Source organism: Campylobacter ureolyticus ACS-301-V-Sch3b (assembly GCF_000413435.1).
Classification (GTDB): domain Bacteria; phylum Campylobacterota; class Campylobacteria; order Campylobacterales; family Campylobacteraceae; genus Campylobacter_B; species Campylobacter_B ureolyticus_A.
The window spans coordinates 401966-418953 of the sequence record NZ_KE340327.1; the positions used below are offsets into that span (position 1 = coordinate 401966).

The window sequence follows — 16988 nt, forward strand, 5'->3', positions numbered from 1 at the left end:
CTCCTTAATATCCATCTGTAATTGGATTTTTACTTGGCACAAACGCAAATCCACCAAAATTTACCCCATTATTAAACTTACTTTTACAAGTTTTTAAAAGCTTATCACACCCAGCGTAGCAATTTATCACACTTGTAGAGTTTAAATTTGCCAAAGGAAACATTAAATAAATCGTCTCACCTTCACTTTTTGTGATATAACTTCTTTGGCGATTAAACTCAACATATCCACCACTAAAATAATTAAGTGGCTTTGCTTTGATTAAAGGGGACTTTATACTCATAAAATCCTTTGCTATCTCACACTGACTTCCTAGTAAAGTAAGTTTAAATTTATCTTTATTTAACGCACAATTTTTATCAAAGCACTCAAATGAGCAGTTTCTACTATAAGTTCTAGTTGGGATTTTTGTTTTCATAAGCCCACCTAAGGTAGCAAGGCGAATAGTTGCTTTTCCATCACTTAAGCTAAACTCACAATCCTTTACCCGCCCAACAAAAATCTGAGCGCCGTTTTCTTTTAAGATCCTCACATAAACATTTACGCTTGGATTAAAAAATTTAAACAAATTTATAGGATAAATTGAAGCCTCACAAACAATTGCCGCATCATCGTTTAAACTATCTTTTGAAAGCTCTTTTATATAGATACTAGCTGATTTATAAGTATGATTATTTACTACTATGTCATTTAAGTCTGATGTGTAGTAAATAACTTCGTTTTCTAAGATAAACTCGTAAAGCTCATTCATAAAATACCTCCTTAAAGTCTAGGTTTGTTCTAAATCCAACCGCACCACTTTTTATAAACTCTATCTCATCGCGGTTAAATCTAACATTTATAAGCTCTTCAATCAAAGTGTTTTTATCTATCTCAAAAGGTAGGGGGTCTTTTAAAACTATCTCTTCATAATCTTGGATTTGCTTAATATCTAAAATTTGACTGGCAAATTTCCTATCAAAGATTAAATGCCTTGCTTGGTTATAGATCCAAAAAGGTTTGTTTGAGCTAATTGCCTTAAATGAAGTTACACCATTTGGAGCTTTTAAAGAGATAATATCTTTTGTGTGGCTTGGTATGAAAAAACTTTTAACCCTTGCTTTTTTATCATCAAAAAAGCTCTCAAACTCCCTTAACTCACTTAAATCATGCACATAATAGTTGTGAGTTATGATCCTAGCATTTGGCGTTATACTCCACTTAGTTTGTCTATTTTTTCCAACTAATGTGTAGTTGTTATTAAGAGTGATTTTAGGCTTGATTAAAGGGGCTTTAAACCAAATGTCTTTATTTAAATATTTCATCATAACAGCTCCATAAACTCTAGCTCATAGCTTTTCACTTCACTTGTTAAAACGCTATAATTTAAACTTTGCCTAGGTGTTGATTTAAGTAGTGGGATGATAAAATCTCCTGTGTTTATGTTAACTTGCTTATCGATTATGATTTTATCATCACTTAAATTTAGTATCTTTGCAAACTCGAAATCTTTGAAACTCCTCCAAACTACTAAGTATTTATCAAACTCTTTTAAAGTAGTATCACAGCTCAATACATTTAGCATTCCACTTGTTTTGCTAATTGTAGTGCTATTCCAAAGTGGCACTAAACAATATCTTTGCATTGCAAAGCTTAATATCTCAGCCACGCCACTTTCGATTTCTTTTGAAGTAACACTAAAACTAACTTTTTTCTTAAAACCATCAGCCAAAGAGTAGCGAACTTCTTTAGCGTTTTGGGAGGTAAATATAGAAGTTTTATAGATCTTGCCTTCAGTGTAGTTATAAGTTGGTCTGTAGCTAAAAATTACAGCTCTTGTGCCTTTGATTAAGATAGTAATAGCTTGATTTGTAAAGATAAAATTTACTACCCCACCAGCGTCTATATCACCAACAGCTCCGGCAATAATGCTAACTTCTCGCCACTCGTTGGGTTTATAAATATCACCTATTTTAGTGCCTTGGACTATAACTCCACTTGATGTTATGTCTATATTTTCTAAGGTGCTATCTTTGGTATCAGCATTTCTAAGGCGAAGTTTTAAGACCTTATCAGAAGTTATCATCTCAAAATCTAAGCTTCTATCAGTAGTGGTAAATTCTTTGTTATTTTTATCCTTTTTAACGATATAAGCCCACATTGCTTTATCGTGGTAAAAGGCATGGCTTAAATTTGAAATTTTTGTAACTTTATCTCTTTGTTTGGTAGTGGCTTTATGGGTTTTAACTAAATTTGCATTTTTACCACTACTTAAAGTTAAGATTATTGAGTTTGTAAAGATCTTTTGATTTCCAGCTAAACCTATCATCATAGCTTCACCGCCAAACCAAATTTGTTTCTTTCATCCACTTTTTTATTGCGGTAATATAGATCTCCATGTGGTTCAAACACCATAAATTTTTCACTTCCCATATGAAGCTGGGCTTTGTTTTTAAGACCTAAAAAGCCAACTACTCTTATCTTTTCAAGCACTCCAGCATGTGTCCAGCTTTCTAAATCATTTTTATAGAAAAACTCAGGAGCTATCATTACATTAAGCCCTGTGTTTTTATCTTTTATAACCTTAGCTATCTCATATACACTTAATGCTGATAGTTTTATATAGTCTTTGTTGTTTATGTAATAAGAGCTTGTTTTTGATTGACTGTTTAAAATAGTTAAAAACCTATTCCACTCTTGTAAATTTGTCATAATCCTACTTTTTGTAATAAGACTATAAGTATCTCTTGGACTATTTGATTGATTAGTATGCCACTTCCCACCAACTAAAATATTAAACAATGAGTTGTTATCTTCATATTGAACCAATTCAAATGGTGTATAGTTAGTGCTTATAATACATTTTGCACCTTTACTCATACGGTTATAACTTCCATATGGACCATATCCAGCAAAACAGTCACTAAAAATAATATGCCCGCCATTAAAATCGTGAAATTTCTTTAAATTTGAGCTAAAAAAAGAGTATGTTGCATTAGGGCGTAACTCCATATTACAAAAAAGAGTATCACTATCTCCAACTAAGGTATACCCCTGCATATCATAATCAGCATTGTTTTTATAGTTAAAAAATAGTGCTGTTGTTATCTGCGCGGCTGATTTATAAGCACTATGTTGATTAAGCCTTGAATAGCCTGGTTGATTTTCAAAGTCTTTACTCTCATCAAAGCCAGTTGCTCCTGCAAACAAAGCAACAAAAGCTCCATTTGCATTTACATAATCAAGCTGAATTTGAAGGTAGTTATTTAGACTATTTTTAAGATAAAGCTCTGTTTTACTCTCTTTATTTACACTCCAGCCGCATTTTTGCGCAAATGCTGAAAATATAATCAAAAACTCAAATCTATCATAACAAGTTCCACTTTCAACTATCATTTTTACTCCTTTTTTATAGCAAACAAATTATATGCACTATTAATCTTTCCATCCTGGATAACAACATACTCACTATCATTAATGCTAATACAATCTTCATTGTTAATTCTAGTAGTTGCAGCTATCTTAACTATGCCATCAAGCTCTCCATAAATCCCTCCATTAGAGTTTGCCCCTTGTGTAATATCTCTACTATTTTTCTTATAGTAAAATATAGGAGTGCTAAATAGCTCACCATTTGGATAAGGTGAGATATCAAGGTTTTCTTTATTCCAATTTGTGATGTTTGAGCTTGGATTTACAATTTCTTGATTTATTAAAAGCTTTGGATTTTCTAAATTTCCTCTTTCTATACTAGAAAATCTAGCCATTAAATCATAACTTCCACCAATACTTGCAAAGTTTGAACTAAAACTCCACTCCCCACCATAAATTCTTAACTTTCCAAAGTATCCGATTTGATAAAGGGGGTCTTTTTGGTATGGGTCATTTTCATTAAAGACTTTAATAGCTAAAATTATGCGGTTTTTATCAATGTTTAAAAAATATTTTATCTCATTATCAAGCCCTGCAATGTTTGAAGTTAGGCTATTAAGCTGGTCATTAAAACTAAGTGCATCTGAAAAACTTAAAGCCGTGCTACACATTAAATTTGTATAATCATTTGGAACTAAAAAAGCTTTAAAATTAACGCAAATTTGCTCCATATCGCTACTTCCACTACTTTGTAAATAGATCTCTTTTTGAACTATATCATTAGAGTTAATACTTAAGTTTATCTCTGATACATTTTTAGTTGATGAAGTTTTGTATCTATTATATTTTTGTAAGCTCTCAAAATTTATACTTTTTGTTAGATTATCTTTGATTAAGATTTCGGTATTGTCTTCAAGCACTCCATATATGCTAACTACTCCACCACTTTCAAGCCCTTTTATAACAACTCCTTTAATGCTCTCTTTTCTAGGTAAGTTTATAAAACTCTCAAGCCCTTTTGTAGTTAATAAATCATCCACTAAATTTGGGTTTGAGTTTATAAAGCTTTCGTTGTTATAAACTTTATTAAAAGGTAAGCTAACCTCTTTTTGAAGCACCCACCCCACACTTATTGCAGTTTGCTTTATAACTTCAAGTAACTCAAACATTCCAGTGCAAGTTCCTTCTACATACATCTTTACTCCTTTTTTAAAACTTCTAAACAGCCACACCTTCTCACAAGTCCTAGCAAATTTACTCGCTCATTATCAGACGATAACTCGCTTCGTAAATTCACTACGACTTGCACGAATACGCCCCAATTTATCCTAAGCTATTTTAAAACTCATCAAATATTTAAAGTAAATCCCTTGTGAGCATCAATCGTGGGGGCTGTTTTTTGATGCGAACAAGGGATTTATAAACTACTCCCCTGATATAACATTTTTTATAACCCTTTTTCCATTTCTACTATTTGCCCACTGCTCAAACACAGCACTATCTAAAGTATTAACTATCACAACACCATCATTGCTCTCATTTTTAGAGTTATCCTTTAAATTTGCCACATCACGCCTACTTAAAACATACTCTCCTGTTTGGAGAATAGCTGGGACTTCATCACGCTCTAATCCACCACCTACAAGCCCACCTGTATGAAATTTTTGCGCTTTTATCATTGCAACTTGAGCCATTCCTTGAGCTATAGCAATAGCTGCAAGAGCAGCTCCAAGATATGGATTACCAGCAGTTGCATAAGCATTAGTTGCAGCGGTGTAAGTATTTACAATAGCTTTTCCTACCATCATTGATTGATAAGCTCTTAAAGCTGCTTTATTTTTGCCACCACTTGCATCATAAAACATCTTTGCTAAATTTGCTAAGCCATCAAACCCAGCACCAGCTATGCTCATTCGGTATTGCATCCCAAGTCTATCTAACTCAAGCTGCTTGGCTCTATGGTTTGACTGGGTTTGCTCAAGTGATGCATAGTGAGCTTCAATTCTTGCTGCTTCCATGGCTTGGAACTCATCAAGGGCATTAAGTCTGTTTTGAAATTGATTAGTTATGCCTAGATCATAACCCATAGAACTGTTTAAATTCTCATAGTTTTGATCTCTTGCATCTTTACCATAAAGGGCATCTGAGATCTCAAGACCTGAGTATCCATCACGCCTCATCTCTATTTCACGCCCTTTTAAGCGATAATTACTTGCTTTTACTTTATCTCCTAAAAGCTCATAATACCTCTCTTTAAACCGTAAAAACTCAAGGTCTTTATCTTGCTTATATTTAAGCTCTTCATCGGCTAATTTTTTAGAAATTTGAAGTTCATTAAGCCCAAGTTCTTTTAACTCAAATGAGCGTTTTTCTCTTTGTTTTAAGCGTTTGTTTTCTAGATCATCTATCGCATCATAATAAGCTATTTGATGATTTAGCCTATCTAAATACTCTTTTTTTGGATCAATAAGTTTTGTTTTAACACCCTTTAAAGGGGCTTTAATAAGTGTTTTAGAGCTATTTACTTTGTTTTTAATATCGCTTACTTTAATTTTTTCAAGCTCTTTATTAGCTTCGGCGGCACTATCTTTAGCAATATCACTAATTTGATATTTAATACTTTTAAAAATTTCATCTGTTGTGCTTCTTGCTTTATTTAATTCAGCCTTTAAAGCATCTAAATTGATATTTGCTCCAACATCAACTCGCCCTAGGCTTATTTCACCAACTCCAATGAAATTATTAAAAGAATTTATTGCAATCTCAACTTTTTCTAAGATAGAGTTAATTGTTTTATTTATGCTATCACTTAGATTTTTAACCCCACTTGCTACCAAAGTAACTGCACTTAAAAAAGCTTCTCTAACTGCATTTACTACTAAAATTAAGCTTGAGCCAATTAGCTGAAAGCTTTTAAACGTATCAGATCCAAACTCTATAATTTTACTTTTATTTTTATCTATCCAGTTTGAAAGCTGATTTAAGCTATCAGCCACACCGCCACTTGCCCCACTAACACTATCTAAATCACCAACCAAGCTTAAAAGAGAGTTTGAAATTTTAACCCTTGCGTTACTGATGGTTAAAGGCATCTTTGAAAACTCATCATTAATAGTATCTGCTTGATTTTGCAAAGCATTAAAAACTTCTTCTGCAGTGAGTTTGCCTTGGGCTCCAAGCTCTCTTAGTGCTCCAACTGTGACACCCATACCATCAGCTATTGCTCTTGCTAACCTTGGGCTTTGTTCTAGTATGGAGTTAAGCTCATCACCTCTTAAAACTCCACTTGCAAAGGCTTGGGATAACTGAATTAGCGCAGCACTACTTGCACTTGCACTTGCTCCACTTATAGTTAAAGTTTGATTGATTGTTTTTGTTACGCCTAATAAATCACGCTGTGAAATGGCTAAACTTTCAGTAGCTGTTTTAAGTGAAGTATAAAGCCCTGCAGTGCTTTCAAAACCTGATGCGGTGCTTTGAGAGATAGCGTATATTTCACGCATTCCTGCTATAAACTCGTTATTTGAACTACTTACTAGATTAACTCTTGCAACAAGGCTTTTATAACTATCAGCTAGTTCAAAAGACCTATCTATCATACCTGCAATGCTTCCACTTAAAGCACTAAGTCCAGCTGCAAACTGTGATAAATGAGCTCCAAAGTCCACTCGATCTTTTAAGTTTTTAAAACTTTTGCTTAGTTTATCGACATTTGAGTTGGCATTTGCACTATCAACTGAAATTTTTATATTTAAATTTTTCATTTTTTCAACCTAAATTTGCTATAATAAATAAAAGGATTTAAAATGATTTTAGTTCCAAATTTCGGAGTATTAACGCTTTTTATAGCACTTTTTATACTAGCTATAATTGTTTTTCCAAAAAAGGGTGAGCCAAGATCAAACTTTAGCGACTTTAAAAAGATATTTTCATATAGTATTTTTTCTATATTGTTTTTTGTAGTAGTTTTAGTCTTAAACATTAACTTTCCTTACTAGCTCACTATTTAGCGCATTTAGCATCTTATTTAAAATCTCCCAAATCATCTCTATATCAAGACCATGCTTTAAGCAAATTTCCCTAACATATAAAAACTCCATCTCATATCCAAAATCTTGACTTTTAAGTGAGTTTAAAAAGATTTTTACTACCAAAGTCTCAAACTCACTATCTAAAAATACAACACCTAAGCTTTCTAAATTTTCTTTATCAGCCTTGCTCTTTGGAGTTGGTGGAAACTCCTTATTTTTATAAAGCTGGATTATAAATTTACAAAGCTTAGTTACTTTTTTTCGTTTTCCTTTAAAATCTCTTTATTTAAATGCTCCCATAAGCTCTCATATCTCACCCCTTTTTCATCAAGGGTTTTAAATAACCTTTCTTTATCCCCACCACTAATAAAAAGCTCACTTCTAAGTCTAAAAAGTCTTTCTAGGTTTGCTGATATATCATCTTGGTTTTGCAAATCTGAAAGATCTTTTTTAATGGCTGCATTTCTTACATAAAGCTCTTTATTTTCTAGCAAAAGCTTAGTTTTATCCAAGGCAGAGTTTTGCTTAATTAAATCACTGTTTGTTTTTATAATGCTCTCATTTAGACTTAACTCATCATTTAAATTTTGAAGTTCGTTTAAGGTTTTCATGCTTTCGTTTGCTTTAGCTTCTAAGGATTGTTTTTCCTTTTTGCTTGGATCTTTTATCTCTAGTTCAAAAACTTCATCATCTATTTTTAAATTTATTTTATATTCTGTTGTTATCATTTCTTTATCCTTTTTAATTTAATTTTGCTACCGCGTAGCCTAGATTTTAAATCTTTCCTACTCCTTATAGTAAGTTAAACTAAAATTATCATCACCTTTGTTTGATAACGCTAAAAATTCACGCTCAATCACATAAATCCCATCCATATCCTCAAACTCAGGTGTTTTAGATATCTTTGCTCTTGGTATGCTAAGCTTAAATATGTCCTTTCCAGCACTATCTTTAAAAATAGCCTCAAAACTCATCACATCGCCACTTGCAAACTCCCTAAAGCCACTATCACCACCACTTTCAAGTCTCATTTTTAAAGTTAGCTTTGGTTCATAATCACTCATATGAAACTCACCGATATTTGTAAATTTCTCATAGTTAATAACATTTCCCATATCAAAGCTAAACTCACTTAGATTAATCTGCACCCCATTTAAACTCATAGCTCCTAAGCGTCTTATTAGTAAAGCCTCACCAGCTTTAATATCAGTTATACTTTGAGGCTCAACCACTTCACCATCATATGCAGCTTTAATGTTAAATTTCATCTCTAATTTATCGCCAACTTTGCCGCTTATTGAAAATCCAGCCTTTGCTCCTTTGCCTTTAAATTTCCTATCAGGCAAAATTAGATCCACACTTCCAGTAGTTGGCGAGTGAGTATCTGGTGTGTAAGTAATAGTTTTTTTAGTAGTGTCTTCTTTACTTTTAAGGTTACACATCAAAAACAAATTATCATAAAAATTTATATCTTTATAAAGGCAAGTTGAAGCCTCAATTTCCATTTGTCCCCAGTCCGCTATGGTTACAACATCTTTTGCCCCTCCAAAAAAGCCAAAATTTGGAATTTCCACTTCATCAAAGCTTACTTTTGGCTGGATGTTTGAAGTAACTTTTAAAACTTGAGTAGGTTCTTTGTAAGTGCCTGATGTTGTTTCTATGCCTACCTTTAAACCAGTTCTACTTAATACTCGTGCCATTATCTCTCCTTGTTTAAATTTTGATTAATTAAGCAAATAAAGCTTTTTAGTCAGTATTTGCGACATTGTTTCTACTTTTTTGTAAGACGTAAAATCTCTTTTACATCTTCATGAATTTCATCTTGTTTAATTGAAATTTTATTCACTACTTCTTTGTTTTTGGAGGTGTTTTGGTTTGATTCGCTTATGCCTTTGGCTATTTCTTTGTTTAGAGTTGCGTTATCTCTTGTAGCTTTTGTGTTTTCATCAACACTTCTTTTTATCTCACCTAACAAAAACTTCATAAAGTAGCATAACCCCGCAATCAAAAGCAAAAAGATAATCACAAAAAACACAGTCACGCTTAAAGTTCCCCATTTATCAGCCCCAGCTATGAAATTTCCACTTTTATCTATAACATCGCTTTCAATCATCTTTATCTCCTTTTAGCTGGCTAAGCCCTAAACAGTATTTAAGTGTGCTTTCACATCTTAGATAATAAATCATTTTATTTTTATGAGCTTCAAAACTGCCGTCATTTACTGGTTTAACTGGCATTTTAGCCTGACATCTAATAGGCGTTAAAACTTCTTTATAAACAGGCTCGGGCTTGATGCTGCAACCAGTAAAAAGAGCTAAAAAACCTACAATTAAGATAAATTTTAAGTGTTGTAACTTTGAGCTGGTATTTGTTAGGCATATAAGAAATTTAGATTTCATCAAAAAGCTCCTTATAAGCTTTTAGCTCTGCTACACAACTTTGATCTTTAATATAAATTTTTTTAACTTTTTCTACGTCTGGAGGCTCTTTTGGAGTGCCTTTTATTTCAAGCTCTTTAATAGCATTGTTTTGAGTCTCTAAACTTTTGTCACACTTTAAAAGCTCAAATTTAGCATTTGCTAGGTCAAATTTAAGCGTTTTTATCTCACTATTTTTAGCTGAAATTTGAAGTGATAAATAGATAAAATAAATTATGCTTAAAACTATGCCTACAAAATTTAAAGCATTTTTATATTTAAGTATGAGGTTTAATACTTTCATATCGCACCTGCGTTATCAATCTCAACTATAAAATCATCAAATTTAACTACTTCTAAAAACTCTTTAAACTTTTTAATTGAGTTAAAAATTCCATTTTTTCCTAGATCCGAGCCTATTATTATGCACCCACTTGTATCAGAGCCGTATCTTCCTTGATGGATTAAAATCCTTCTATCCTTGCTTACAGCTTCATTAAAAAGTAGTGGCAATTTTCTTTTAAATTTAGGGCTATAGCTCCAAACAGCGTTATACCTTCCTTGTGGAATCCTTTTATCTTGATTTGATACAGTTGTATCAGGTCCCTCTGGTTCAAGTGTATAGCCAGTAAGGAGTTCATCCCCTAGCTCATCAAAGATACTAAAAACACCAATTGTTGCGTCTTTTATCTCTTCAATTCTTTTTATAATCATCTTTTTCATTTAGTTTTCCTTGCTTCTATAAATTTTAAGACCTATTTCAAAGTTATAAATATAAAGACTATCTTTAAAGCCTAAAAATGAAATTTCACTAATTGGATCATCTTTTAAATTAATAGCCTCTTTTATGGCTTTTAGCCTTAGTTCATCAAGTAAGCTTATAACACCTAAATTATCACTCATCATACTTCTTGCAGCAACGTAAATTTTAAAGCTTACCAAATCAACCTGCCAGTCAAGTTTGCTAACTCCATTTAGTAAAAGATAAATCCCAGGTTGTTTGATATCATCACTACTAACATCAACTGCCCCAGGGTAAATCTCTTTTACTTTTTCATATGCCTCTTTTAGTGTTTTCATAAAAACTCGCTTTTTCTCATACCATATAAACTATTACTTACAATTTCACCATTTTCATTAAATTTATCAGCCATTTTTAAAGCATCTCTAAAAAGTATAAGATCTAGCTCCGTTGGTTCAATTTTTAATAAAAGCTTTAGCCTAAACATCGCAATATCTAATATCAAAGCCTCAGGAAGAGGTAAGTTCTTCGTTAGATCCTTTGCCTCTTTTAGTGCTATTTCCACTATTTTGTCTGTTATTTCTGCTTCGTTTTGTAGGCTTTGTTTGGCTCTTAGTTTTAGTTTCTTGTTCATCGTTATCTCCACTGATTAATTCATCATCTGTGTTTTGTTCTGTCTGGACACTAGAACTAGTTTTTTCCTTAAACATATCAACGCTATAATGCATCTTTTCTCTCCTAAGTTATTTTTAAGCCTTATTGAAATTCACTACGCCAAAGCCTAGATTTTCAAAAATAGGCGGTATTATAAAAAACTCGTAAAATCCACAAGGAGCATACTTCTTGTATGTGACGCCATGGATTTTTAAGAGTTTTTTAATAAGGTCATCAAGATTTTAAATCTTTTTAAGCTCCACTTGATTTATAGGCTAGTTGCCACAATGCATATCCTGCATTCATAAAACTTTTACATCCAAAAAGTGCAGCATCTTTCATAAATTTATGGTCATTACTTGCCTCAAACACGCCATCCTTTGCAACTTGTAAAACAAATGGTTTAACAGGCTTTCCAAGATCCATTAAATACCAACTAGTATCAGTTATTTCAGGTAGCACAAGTAGGCTGTATCTTTTGTAGGTTGGATTTGTTTCCCCACCTGTTAGATATGCTTTTTCTATTGATTGTATTGCTTTTGCTAAGTTTTTAGGACCACAAATTAGATGAGTTGGCATTACACCTAGGCTTTGACCAGTATCACCTTTAATGCTCATCATATAAGCCTCTGCTGCTAATAAGTTATCACTGCTTAATACCCCTGTGCCTAAATTTGCATAAGTATCAGTTCCAATTACATGCGTGTCACTAAAAAACGGCTTTTCGTCATAGCATTTATTAGTCCCAGCATCTTTTAAAATATCAGCTATTAGTTTTGCACCAAATTTTTTAGCATTAAATGCCATTTGTTGTATAGCTGGTTTATATAAACCTACCTTGTCATACTCTAAGTGGTTATTAGGAACTGTTACAGTTGCTTCAAAAGGCTGGTTTTCTAAGGTATATCCATAGTCTTTAAACTTTTTGATATCTCTATCTCCAACCCACTCTTTCATCATCGGAAAATTTCCAAGCCAAACATATTTTTCACTTAAATTATTGCTATTTACTCTCATAGCTAAAATATCAGCTTCGCTTTTAACATCATTAAATGTTTTTTGAAATATAGCTTTAAAGCCGATTGCTGTTTCTTCGAAATGTGCCATTATTTTGCTCCTTTGTATTCATCAAAACTAAGTCCAAGCATTAAAGCGACCTTTTTTTCATCATCACTTAAATCAGACTTTGAGTTTGTTTCTAAGTTTTTCTTACCAAAAAACGAACTTATATTTTTTAAGGTATTTTCCATGCTTTCAAGCCTTGAGTTTACCTCTTTGTTTTTATCACTTTCATTTTTTATTTTTTTAAAATCTTTAAGAATGTTTTCGATTTTTAAAACTCTTGAGTTTAACTCTTTTGAGTCCTCATCAACCTTACCACTTTCATTAACCTTTTGGCTTTCGTTAGCCTTATCACTTTCATTAGCCTTATCGTCATCTTTTTTAAAACCCTCAAGTTCTTTGTTTAAAGATGTGATTGTTTCTTCAAGTTTTTTAACTTTTTCATTAAGAGCATCAAGCTCACTATTTTTTTCTTTTTCCACTTTGTCTCCTTTGCTGTTTAATGCGTTATTTAATACATTTGGCTTATTAACAAGTCCCACACTTTCAATCGATAAAACATCCCTGCCACTTAGATCATAAACAGGGCTTAAATATCTGTAAATTTTGTCTTTAACTAACTCCATTCCTCTTTTATTAAGTTCAAGTTTTGCATAAATTCCATCATCTTTTGCTTCAAAACTATCCTTATCAAACCAGCCAACCGCACCTGCGAAACTATGGTTTTCATCTAAAACAATATCAACACCACTTTTTTTGATATTTTCTATTATTTTTTTGGCATCGATTTTAAATGTCCTTCCATCAGCTCCCTCAATCTCTCCAATAGGACTAACTTTTATAAGTTCGCCATTTTTGTAGTTAAGGCTTAAGATGTTCAAAAATCTCTCCTTTTAAAAAAACTGGCACAATTTTAGCTGTAAAATCTCTTTAAATCACTCTATATATGGGCTATCTAGAGTGAAAGAAAACTTTTTTAAAGGTAAAATGCAGATTCATAAGTTTGAAAGTTTTTAAAGGGCTTTAAAAGACGTTTTAAGTGTGATTAATACTTTTGTATAAGTTTAAAAAGATTTTAAATCCTAAACGCCCTCTAAACGCCTTAAAATTCGTTTTTAAAACAAAGGGATAAAATTTGAATAATGAAAAATTAAGAAATATGTATATCAAAGGTTTTAGCATTTCTGATATCGCTACAACCTTTGGTATAACAAGACAAACTGTGTATAATAAAAAAGCTGATGATTTAAAAAACGGAATTGATTGGGACGCACTGGCATTAAACTCAAGTAGGAACAAAGCAAGTTTAAGTGAAAATGAGTTTATTTTAACCCTAATAAATAGCTATGAGTTAGCTTTTAATAAGATAAAAGAACTAAGCCCAAAAGACCAACTTGAAATTTTAAAAGAATATACAAATACCTACTACAAACTAAAAGCCCCTTTAAAAGTAGATGATAAAGCCAAGATTTTAGAAAGTATAAGCAAAGCAATTGAGATCATTGCTGATATTGCCAAAAAAGAAAACAATGAAGTTGTGATGAACTTTTTAGCCTCAAATGCTGATGAAATTTTAGCTAGGACATTAAAACAATGAATGAAGTTGAGAGCTTAAGAGCTAAGCTAAAAAACCTTTATAAAATAACAGATCCTTTGCAAAAAAACCGTATTAAAAAAGCTACTAGCTCTTTTAAAAATATGGTTGAAATATATTTTAATCATCATGTAAAATTCCCTGAAACTTCTAAATTTAGAAACTTTATCTATGACAATCATAAAGAACTAATGAGTAAAAACAGGCATATTATGTTTAAAGCTTATAGGGGTGCAGCTAAAACAACCTTAATAAGCCGTTTTTTTGTGCTTTATGAAATGGCTGTTTTAAATAAAAAAAGAAACACAGTAATTGTCTCATCTACCATAGACCTATCTAAAAAGACACTAGAGTTTATTAAAGACGAACTAGAAAATAACACATTGTTTATAAATGACTTTGGCATTTGTAAAGGTGCTAAATGGACTGATGAGGAGATAGTATTTTATGCAAATAAAAAAGCTTTTAAAATAAGTGTTTATGGCTCAGGTAAAAAGATAAGAGGTGAGAACTGGCGTGGGTTTAGACCAGATTTAATAATTTGCGATGATTTAGAAAACGATGAAAATGTTAAAACCAAAAGTCAAAGAGATAAGCTTTATGACTGGTTTGAAAAAGCCATTATGAAACTTCCTGCAAGAGATAATGAAAGCTATAACTTAATAACAATTGGCACAACACTTCATTATGATTGTTTATTAAACAGGCTTGAAAAAAGAGCTGATTTTAAAAGCTTTACTTTTCCTTTGGTGCTAGAGTTTCCGCTTAATTTAGAGGAATTTGACCTTAATGAGTTTATTTTAGATGATAGTTCGTTAAATAAAACTAAATTTATGCTTGAGTATAAAGCCAGCAAGGGTGCATTTTTAAGCGAGTATCAACAACTTCCTTTAAGTAGTGAAGAACTTAGCTTTTCATCATATCAAACATTTGATGAGATGCCACTATGTGATGCTTACTACATAGGAATTGATCCAAGCCTTGGCAAATCAAAAGGGGATTATTTTAGTGTTGCAATTTTGGGCTTTTTAGGAGGTAAATTTTATGCAAAAGTTAAGATGACAAAGCTTCGTCCCGAGCTTATGGCTGAGCGAATTATAAGTGAAGCTGCTGCTATTTTAAGACTAAATCGCCCTTTAAAAATAGCCATTGAAACTGTAGCTTTTCAAGAGTTTTTTAAGGATTATTTAGAAAAAAGAGCAAGTGAACTTGGGATTTACTTGCCTATAATTTCTCTTAAAAACAGCGTGGCAAAAGAACTAAGAATCGATAGCCTAACACCACCAATTAATAATGGCGTGATTTTAATTGATAAATCTAGCACCACTTTTATAGATGAGCTTGATACTTATCCAAAATCAGCTCACGATGATGGGCTTGATAGCTTAGAGTTTGCATGGAGGATAGCAAGAACTCCAAATTTTGATTATGAAAAGGCTAATAAATTTATGAGAATAAAAAGAGAAAAAAAGAATTTTTTAAGAAAGATATTTGGATAGGAGTTGTTGATGAAAGAGTTTTTAAAACCAAAAAGAGAATTTATAAAAACAGATATGAGCTATTATACTGAATTAACGGCTAGTAGAGTAAGAGCTGCACTACTAACCAAAAATCAACAAGAGCTATTTCCTCTTTTTAATCTCTTAATTGATAAAGATACAAGCTTAGGCAGTGAGTGCGAAAAAAGGCTTAACTCAACTTTGAATAAATTCTTTACTCATAACCTAGGCGAGAGTGAAGATGAAAACATAGAAGAGATTATAAAAGCTAGTATTGAAGCTAGAATTACAGGTTTTTCACTAATGGAGCTATTTTTAGGAGATGACGGGGTTTTAAAGGTTAAAACTGTTGGAAGGGAGTTTATTGAGTTTAGAGATAATTTGCCAACTTTGAAAATAGGCAAAAATCGCTTTGTTGCCAAAGAGCCATTTTTTATAAGCATTACTTCAAATCCTGCTATGTTAAAAACTCTTTGGATAGCTTATGCCAAACAATATGTTTTAAGCCTTTATCTTAAATTTGCTGAGTTTTTAGGCGTTCCGCCGTTAATTGGTGGGGCTAATAGTAGCGATGAAAAAACGCTTAAAGATATGAGTGAAGCATTTGAAAGCCTAAGAAGTGGAAGTTATGCGATATTTGGCGTAAATGATACGATCAAAATCCTTGAAGGGCGTGGAAGCCAAGAAGACTTTATGGAGTTTATCCGTTACTGTGATGCTGAGATAGCAAAGTGTATAAATGGATCAGTTCTTAGCTCAAACACAGCAACTACTGGAAGTTACGCACAAGGTAAAATCCACGAAAATAACCGCTTTGAGATAATTGATGCTGATATTAAATTTGCCACGCGTGAGGTTAAGAAATTTTACCAAAGATTTGGTAAAAAAGTTGATTTAAATATCCAGTTTGAAAAAGATAAAAACCTACTTCAAAGGGCTCAAACCTTGCAAATTTTAAGCTCGCTTGGTTATGAGATGGATATAGATGATATGGCAAAAGAGTTTGATTTACCACTTCCAAAAGATAAAATCAAAAAAAGTTTAAATTATAAAATGCCATTAAAACCACTTGATAAATTTGATAGTTTTATGTCTAGTTCAAACTTTAAAAAGCCTTTAAATGATATACAATCACGCATTAAAGAGAGTTTAAACACTTTATTAAAGGAGTGTGAGACTTATGAGGATGCTTTTGATAAATTATATGAAATTTATGATGATGTGGATATTGATATTTTAGAAACTGTTATGCAAAATGCCTTAGAAAATACCGAAATTTTAGGGCTTGATGATGATTGATTTTTTTAAAAAACCTGATGAGTTGGTAGCTAGATTTAAAGCCAAAAACCCAGAAGCTCACTTTGACTACGATGAGATTAAGCATGATGCCCATAAAAGAGTTTTTACCATTGCTAAGATGACGAACTTAGATCTTTTAAAAGATATGCAAAACTCACTAACTAAAGCATTTCATAACGGCGTTACATTTAATGAATGGAAAAAAGATATAATCCCACATCTTAAAAAAAGTGGCTGGTGGGGTGAGATAGAAGTAGATAATCCAAAAAGTGGTAAGCCAAAAAAAGTATTTGTTGGAGCGCGCCGTTTAAAGCGTATTTTTGATACAAATTTAAGGAC

Annotated in this window: 22 protein-coding genes; 4 read left to right on the plus strand and 18 right to left on the minus strand. The window is 32.2% G+C overall.

Annotated features, from left to right (window positions below):
• Positions 1-4: 4 nt before the first annotated feature.
• The 18 genes from HMPREF9309_RS07195 to HMPREF9309_RS07280 form a co-directional block, all read right to left on the minus strand.
• Entirely contained in the window at positions 5-751 is a 747-nt protein-coding gene (locus tag HMPREF9309_RS07195; protein WP_016647273.1) for a phage BR0599 family protein, read from the minus strand.
• A complete protein-coding gene (locus tag HMPREF9309_RS07200) occupies positions 744-1307 on the minus strand; it encodes a hypothetical protein (RefSeq protein ID WP_016647274.1) in 564 nt (187 codons plus the stop codon). Before HMPREF9309_RS07200 ends, HMPREF9309_RS07195 begins: the two co-directional genes overlap by 8 nt.
• A complete protein-coding gene (locus HMPREF9309_RS07205) occupies positions 1304-2311 on the minus strand; it encodes a hypothetical protein (protein WP_016647275.1) in 1008 nt (335 codons plus the stop codon). The genes HMPREF9309_RS07200 and HMPREF9309_RS07205 overlap by 4 nt, the downstream gene beginning before the upstream one ends.
• Positions 2308-3375 carry a hypothetical protein gene (locus HMPREF9309_RS07210; protein ID WP_016647276.1) on the minus strand — a complete coding sequence of 356 codons (1068 nt, stop codon included), beginning with the start codon at positions 3373-3375 and terminating at the stop codon, positions 2308-2310. Before HMPREF9309_RS07210 ends, HMPREF9309_RS07205 begins: the two co-directional genes overlap by 4 nt.
• A gap of 2 nt (positions 3376-3377) precedes the next feature.
• Positions 3378-4547 (minus strand): hypothetical protein, encoded by a 1170-nt coding sequence (locus HMPREF9309_RS07215; RefSeq protein ID WP_016647277.1) that lies wholly within the window; start codon positions 4545-4547, stop codon positions 3378-3380.
• A gap of 228 nt (positions 4548-4775) precedes the next feature.
• Positions 4776-7115, minus strand: coding sequence for a tape measure protein (locus HMPREF9309_RS08850; RefSeq protein ID WP_016647278.1), 2340 nt, complete (start codon positions 7113-7115; stop codon positions 4776-4778).
• The gene (locus HMPREF9309_RS07225) at positions 7112-7333 is read right to left on the minus strand and encodes a hypothetical protein (RefSeq protein ID WP_016647279.1); all 222 of its coding nucleotides are present in this window, start codon (positions 7331-7333) and stop codon (positions 7112-7114) included. The genes HMPREF9309_RS08850 and HMPREF9309_RS07225 overlap by 4 nt, the downstream gene beginning before the upstream one ends.
• Positions 7326-7505, minus strand: coding sequence for a hypothetical protein (locus tag HMPREF9309_RS07230; protein WP_016647280.1), 180 nt, complete (start codon positions 7503-7505; stop codon positions 7326-7328). Before HMPREF9309_RS07230 ends, HMPREF9309_RS07225 begins: the two co-directional genes overlap by 8 nt.
• 128 nt (positions 7506-7633) lie before the next feature.
• Positions 7634-8110: a hypothetical protein gene (locus tag HMPREF9309_RS07235; RefSeq protein ID WP_016647281.1), complete on the minus strand. Its 477-nt coding sequence runs from the start codon at positions 8108-8110 to the stop codon at positions 7634-7636.
• A 57-nt stretch (positions 8111-8167) separates the two neighbouring features.
• On the minus strand, positions 8168-9082 hold the full coding sequence (locus HMPREF9309_RS07240; protein WP_016647282.1) for a hypothetical protein: 915 nt from the start codon (positions 9080-9082) through the stop codon (positions 8168-8170).
• A gap of 71 nt (positions 9083-9153) precedes the next feature.
• Positions 9154-9495, minus strand: coding sequence for a hypothetical protein (locus HMPREF9309_RS07245; protein ID WP_016647283.1), 342 nt, complete (start codon positions 9493-9495; stop codon positions 9154-9156).
• A complete protein-coding gene (locus HMPREF9309_RS07250) occupies positions 9488-9781 on the minus strand; it encodes a hypothetical protein (protein ID WP_016647284.1) in 294 nt (97 codons plus the stop codon). The genes HMPREF9309_RS07245 and HMPREF9309_RS07250 overlap by 8 nt, the downstream gene beginning before the upstream one ends.
• Positions 9771-10103 carry a hypothetical protein gene (locus tag HMPREF9309_RS07255; RefSeq protein ID WP_016647285.1) on the minus strand — a complete coding sequence of 111 codons (333 nt, stop codon included), beginning with the start codon at positions 10101-10103 and terminating at the stop codon, positions 9771-9773. The genes HMPREF9309_RS07250 and HMPREF9309_RS07255 overlap by 11 nt, the downstream gene beginning before the upstream one ends.
• Entirely contained in the window at positions 10100-10522 is a 423-nt protein-coding gene (locus HMPREF9309_RS07260) for a DUF5675 family protein (RefSeq protein WP_016647286.1), read from the minus strand. The genes HMPREF9309_RS07255 and HMPREF9309_RS07260 overlap by 4 nt, the downstream gene beginning before the upstream one ends.
• Positions 10523-10879: a hypothetical protein gene (locus HMPREF9309_RS07265; RefSeq protein ID WP_016647287.1), complete on the minus strand. Its 357-nt coding sequence runs from the start codon at positions 10877-10879 to the stop codon at positions 10523-10525.
• Positions 10876-11175, minus strand: a complete 300-nt coding sequence (locus tag HMPREF9309_RS07270) for a hypothetical protein (protein ID WP_016647288.1) — start codon at positions 11173-11175, stop codon at positions 10876-10878. The genes HMPREF9309_RS07265 and HMPREF9309_RS07270 overlap by 4 nt, the downstream gene beginning before the upstream one ends.
• 272 nt (positions 11176-11447) lie before the next feature.
• Positions 11448-12302 (minus strand): Mu-like prophage major head subunit gpT family protein, encoded by an 855-nt coding sequence (locus HMPREF9309_RS07275; protein ID WP_016647289.1) that lies wholly within the window; start codon positions 12300-12302, stop codon positions 11448-11450.
• Positions 12302-13138: a phage protease gene (locus HMPREF9309_RS07280; protein WP_016647290.1), complete on the minus strand. Its 837-nt coding sequence runs from the start codon at positions 13136-13138 to the stop codon at positions 12302-12304. Before HMPREF9309_RS07280 ends, HMPREF9309_RS07275 begins: the two co-directional genes overlap by 1 nt.
• Positions 13139-13392: 254 nt before the next feature.
• On the opposite strand from HMPREF9309_RS07280, the gene HMPREF9309_RS07285 reads away from it, so the two are divergent.
• The 4 genes from HMPREF9309_RS07285 to HMPREF9309_RS07300 all read left to right on the plus strand — a co-directional run.
• Positions 13393-13854, plus strand: coding sequence for a DUF1804 family protein (locus HMPREF9309_RS07285; protein WP_016647291.1), 462 nt, complete (start codon positions 13393-13395; stop codon positions 13852-13854).
• On the plus strand, positions 13851-15350 hold the full coding sequence (gene terL, locus HMPREF9309_RS07290; RefSeq protein WP_016647292.1) for a phage terminase large subunit: 1500 nt from the start codon (positions 13851-13853) through the stop codon (positions 15348-15350). The genes HMPREF9309_RS07285 and terL overlap by 4 nt, the downstream gene beginning before the upstream one ends.
• A 9-nt stretch (positions 15351-15359) precedes the next feature.
• A complete protein-coding gene (locus tag HMPREF9309_RS07295; protein WP_016647293.1) occupies positions 15360-16649 on the plus strand; it encodes a phage portal protein family protein in 1290 nt (429 codons plus the stop codon).
• The coding region (locus HMPREF9309_RS07300; protein ID WP_462433787.1) for a phage head morphogenesis protein at positions 16642-16988 on the plus strand (347 nt) is incomplete at its 3' end. The genes HMPREF9309_RS07295 and HMPREF9309_RS07300, both read left to right, overlap by 8 nt.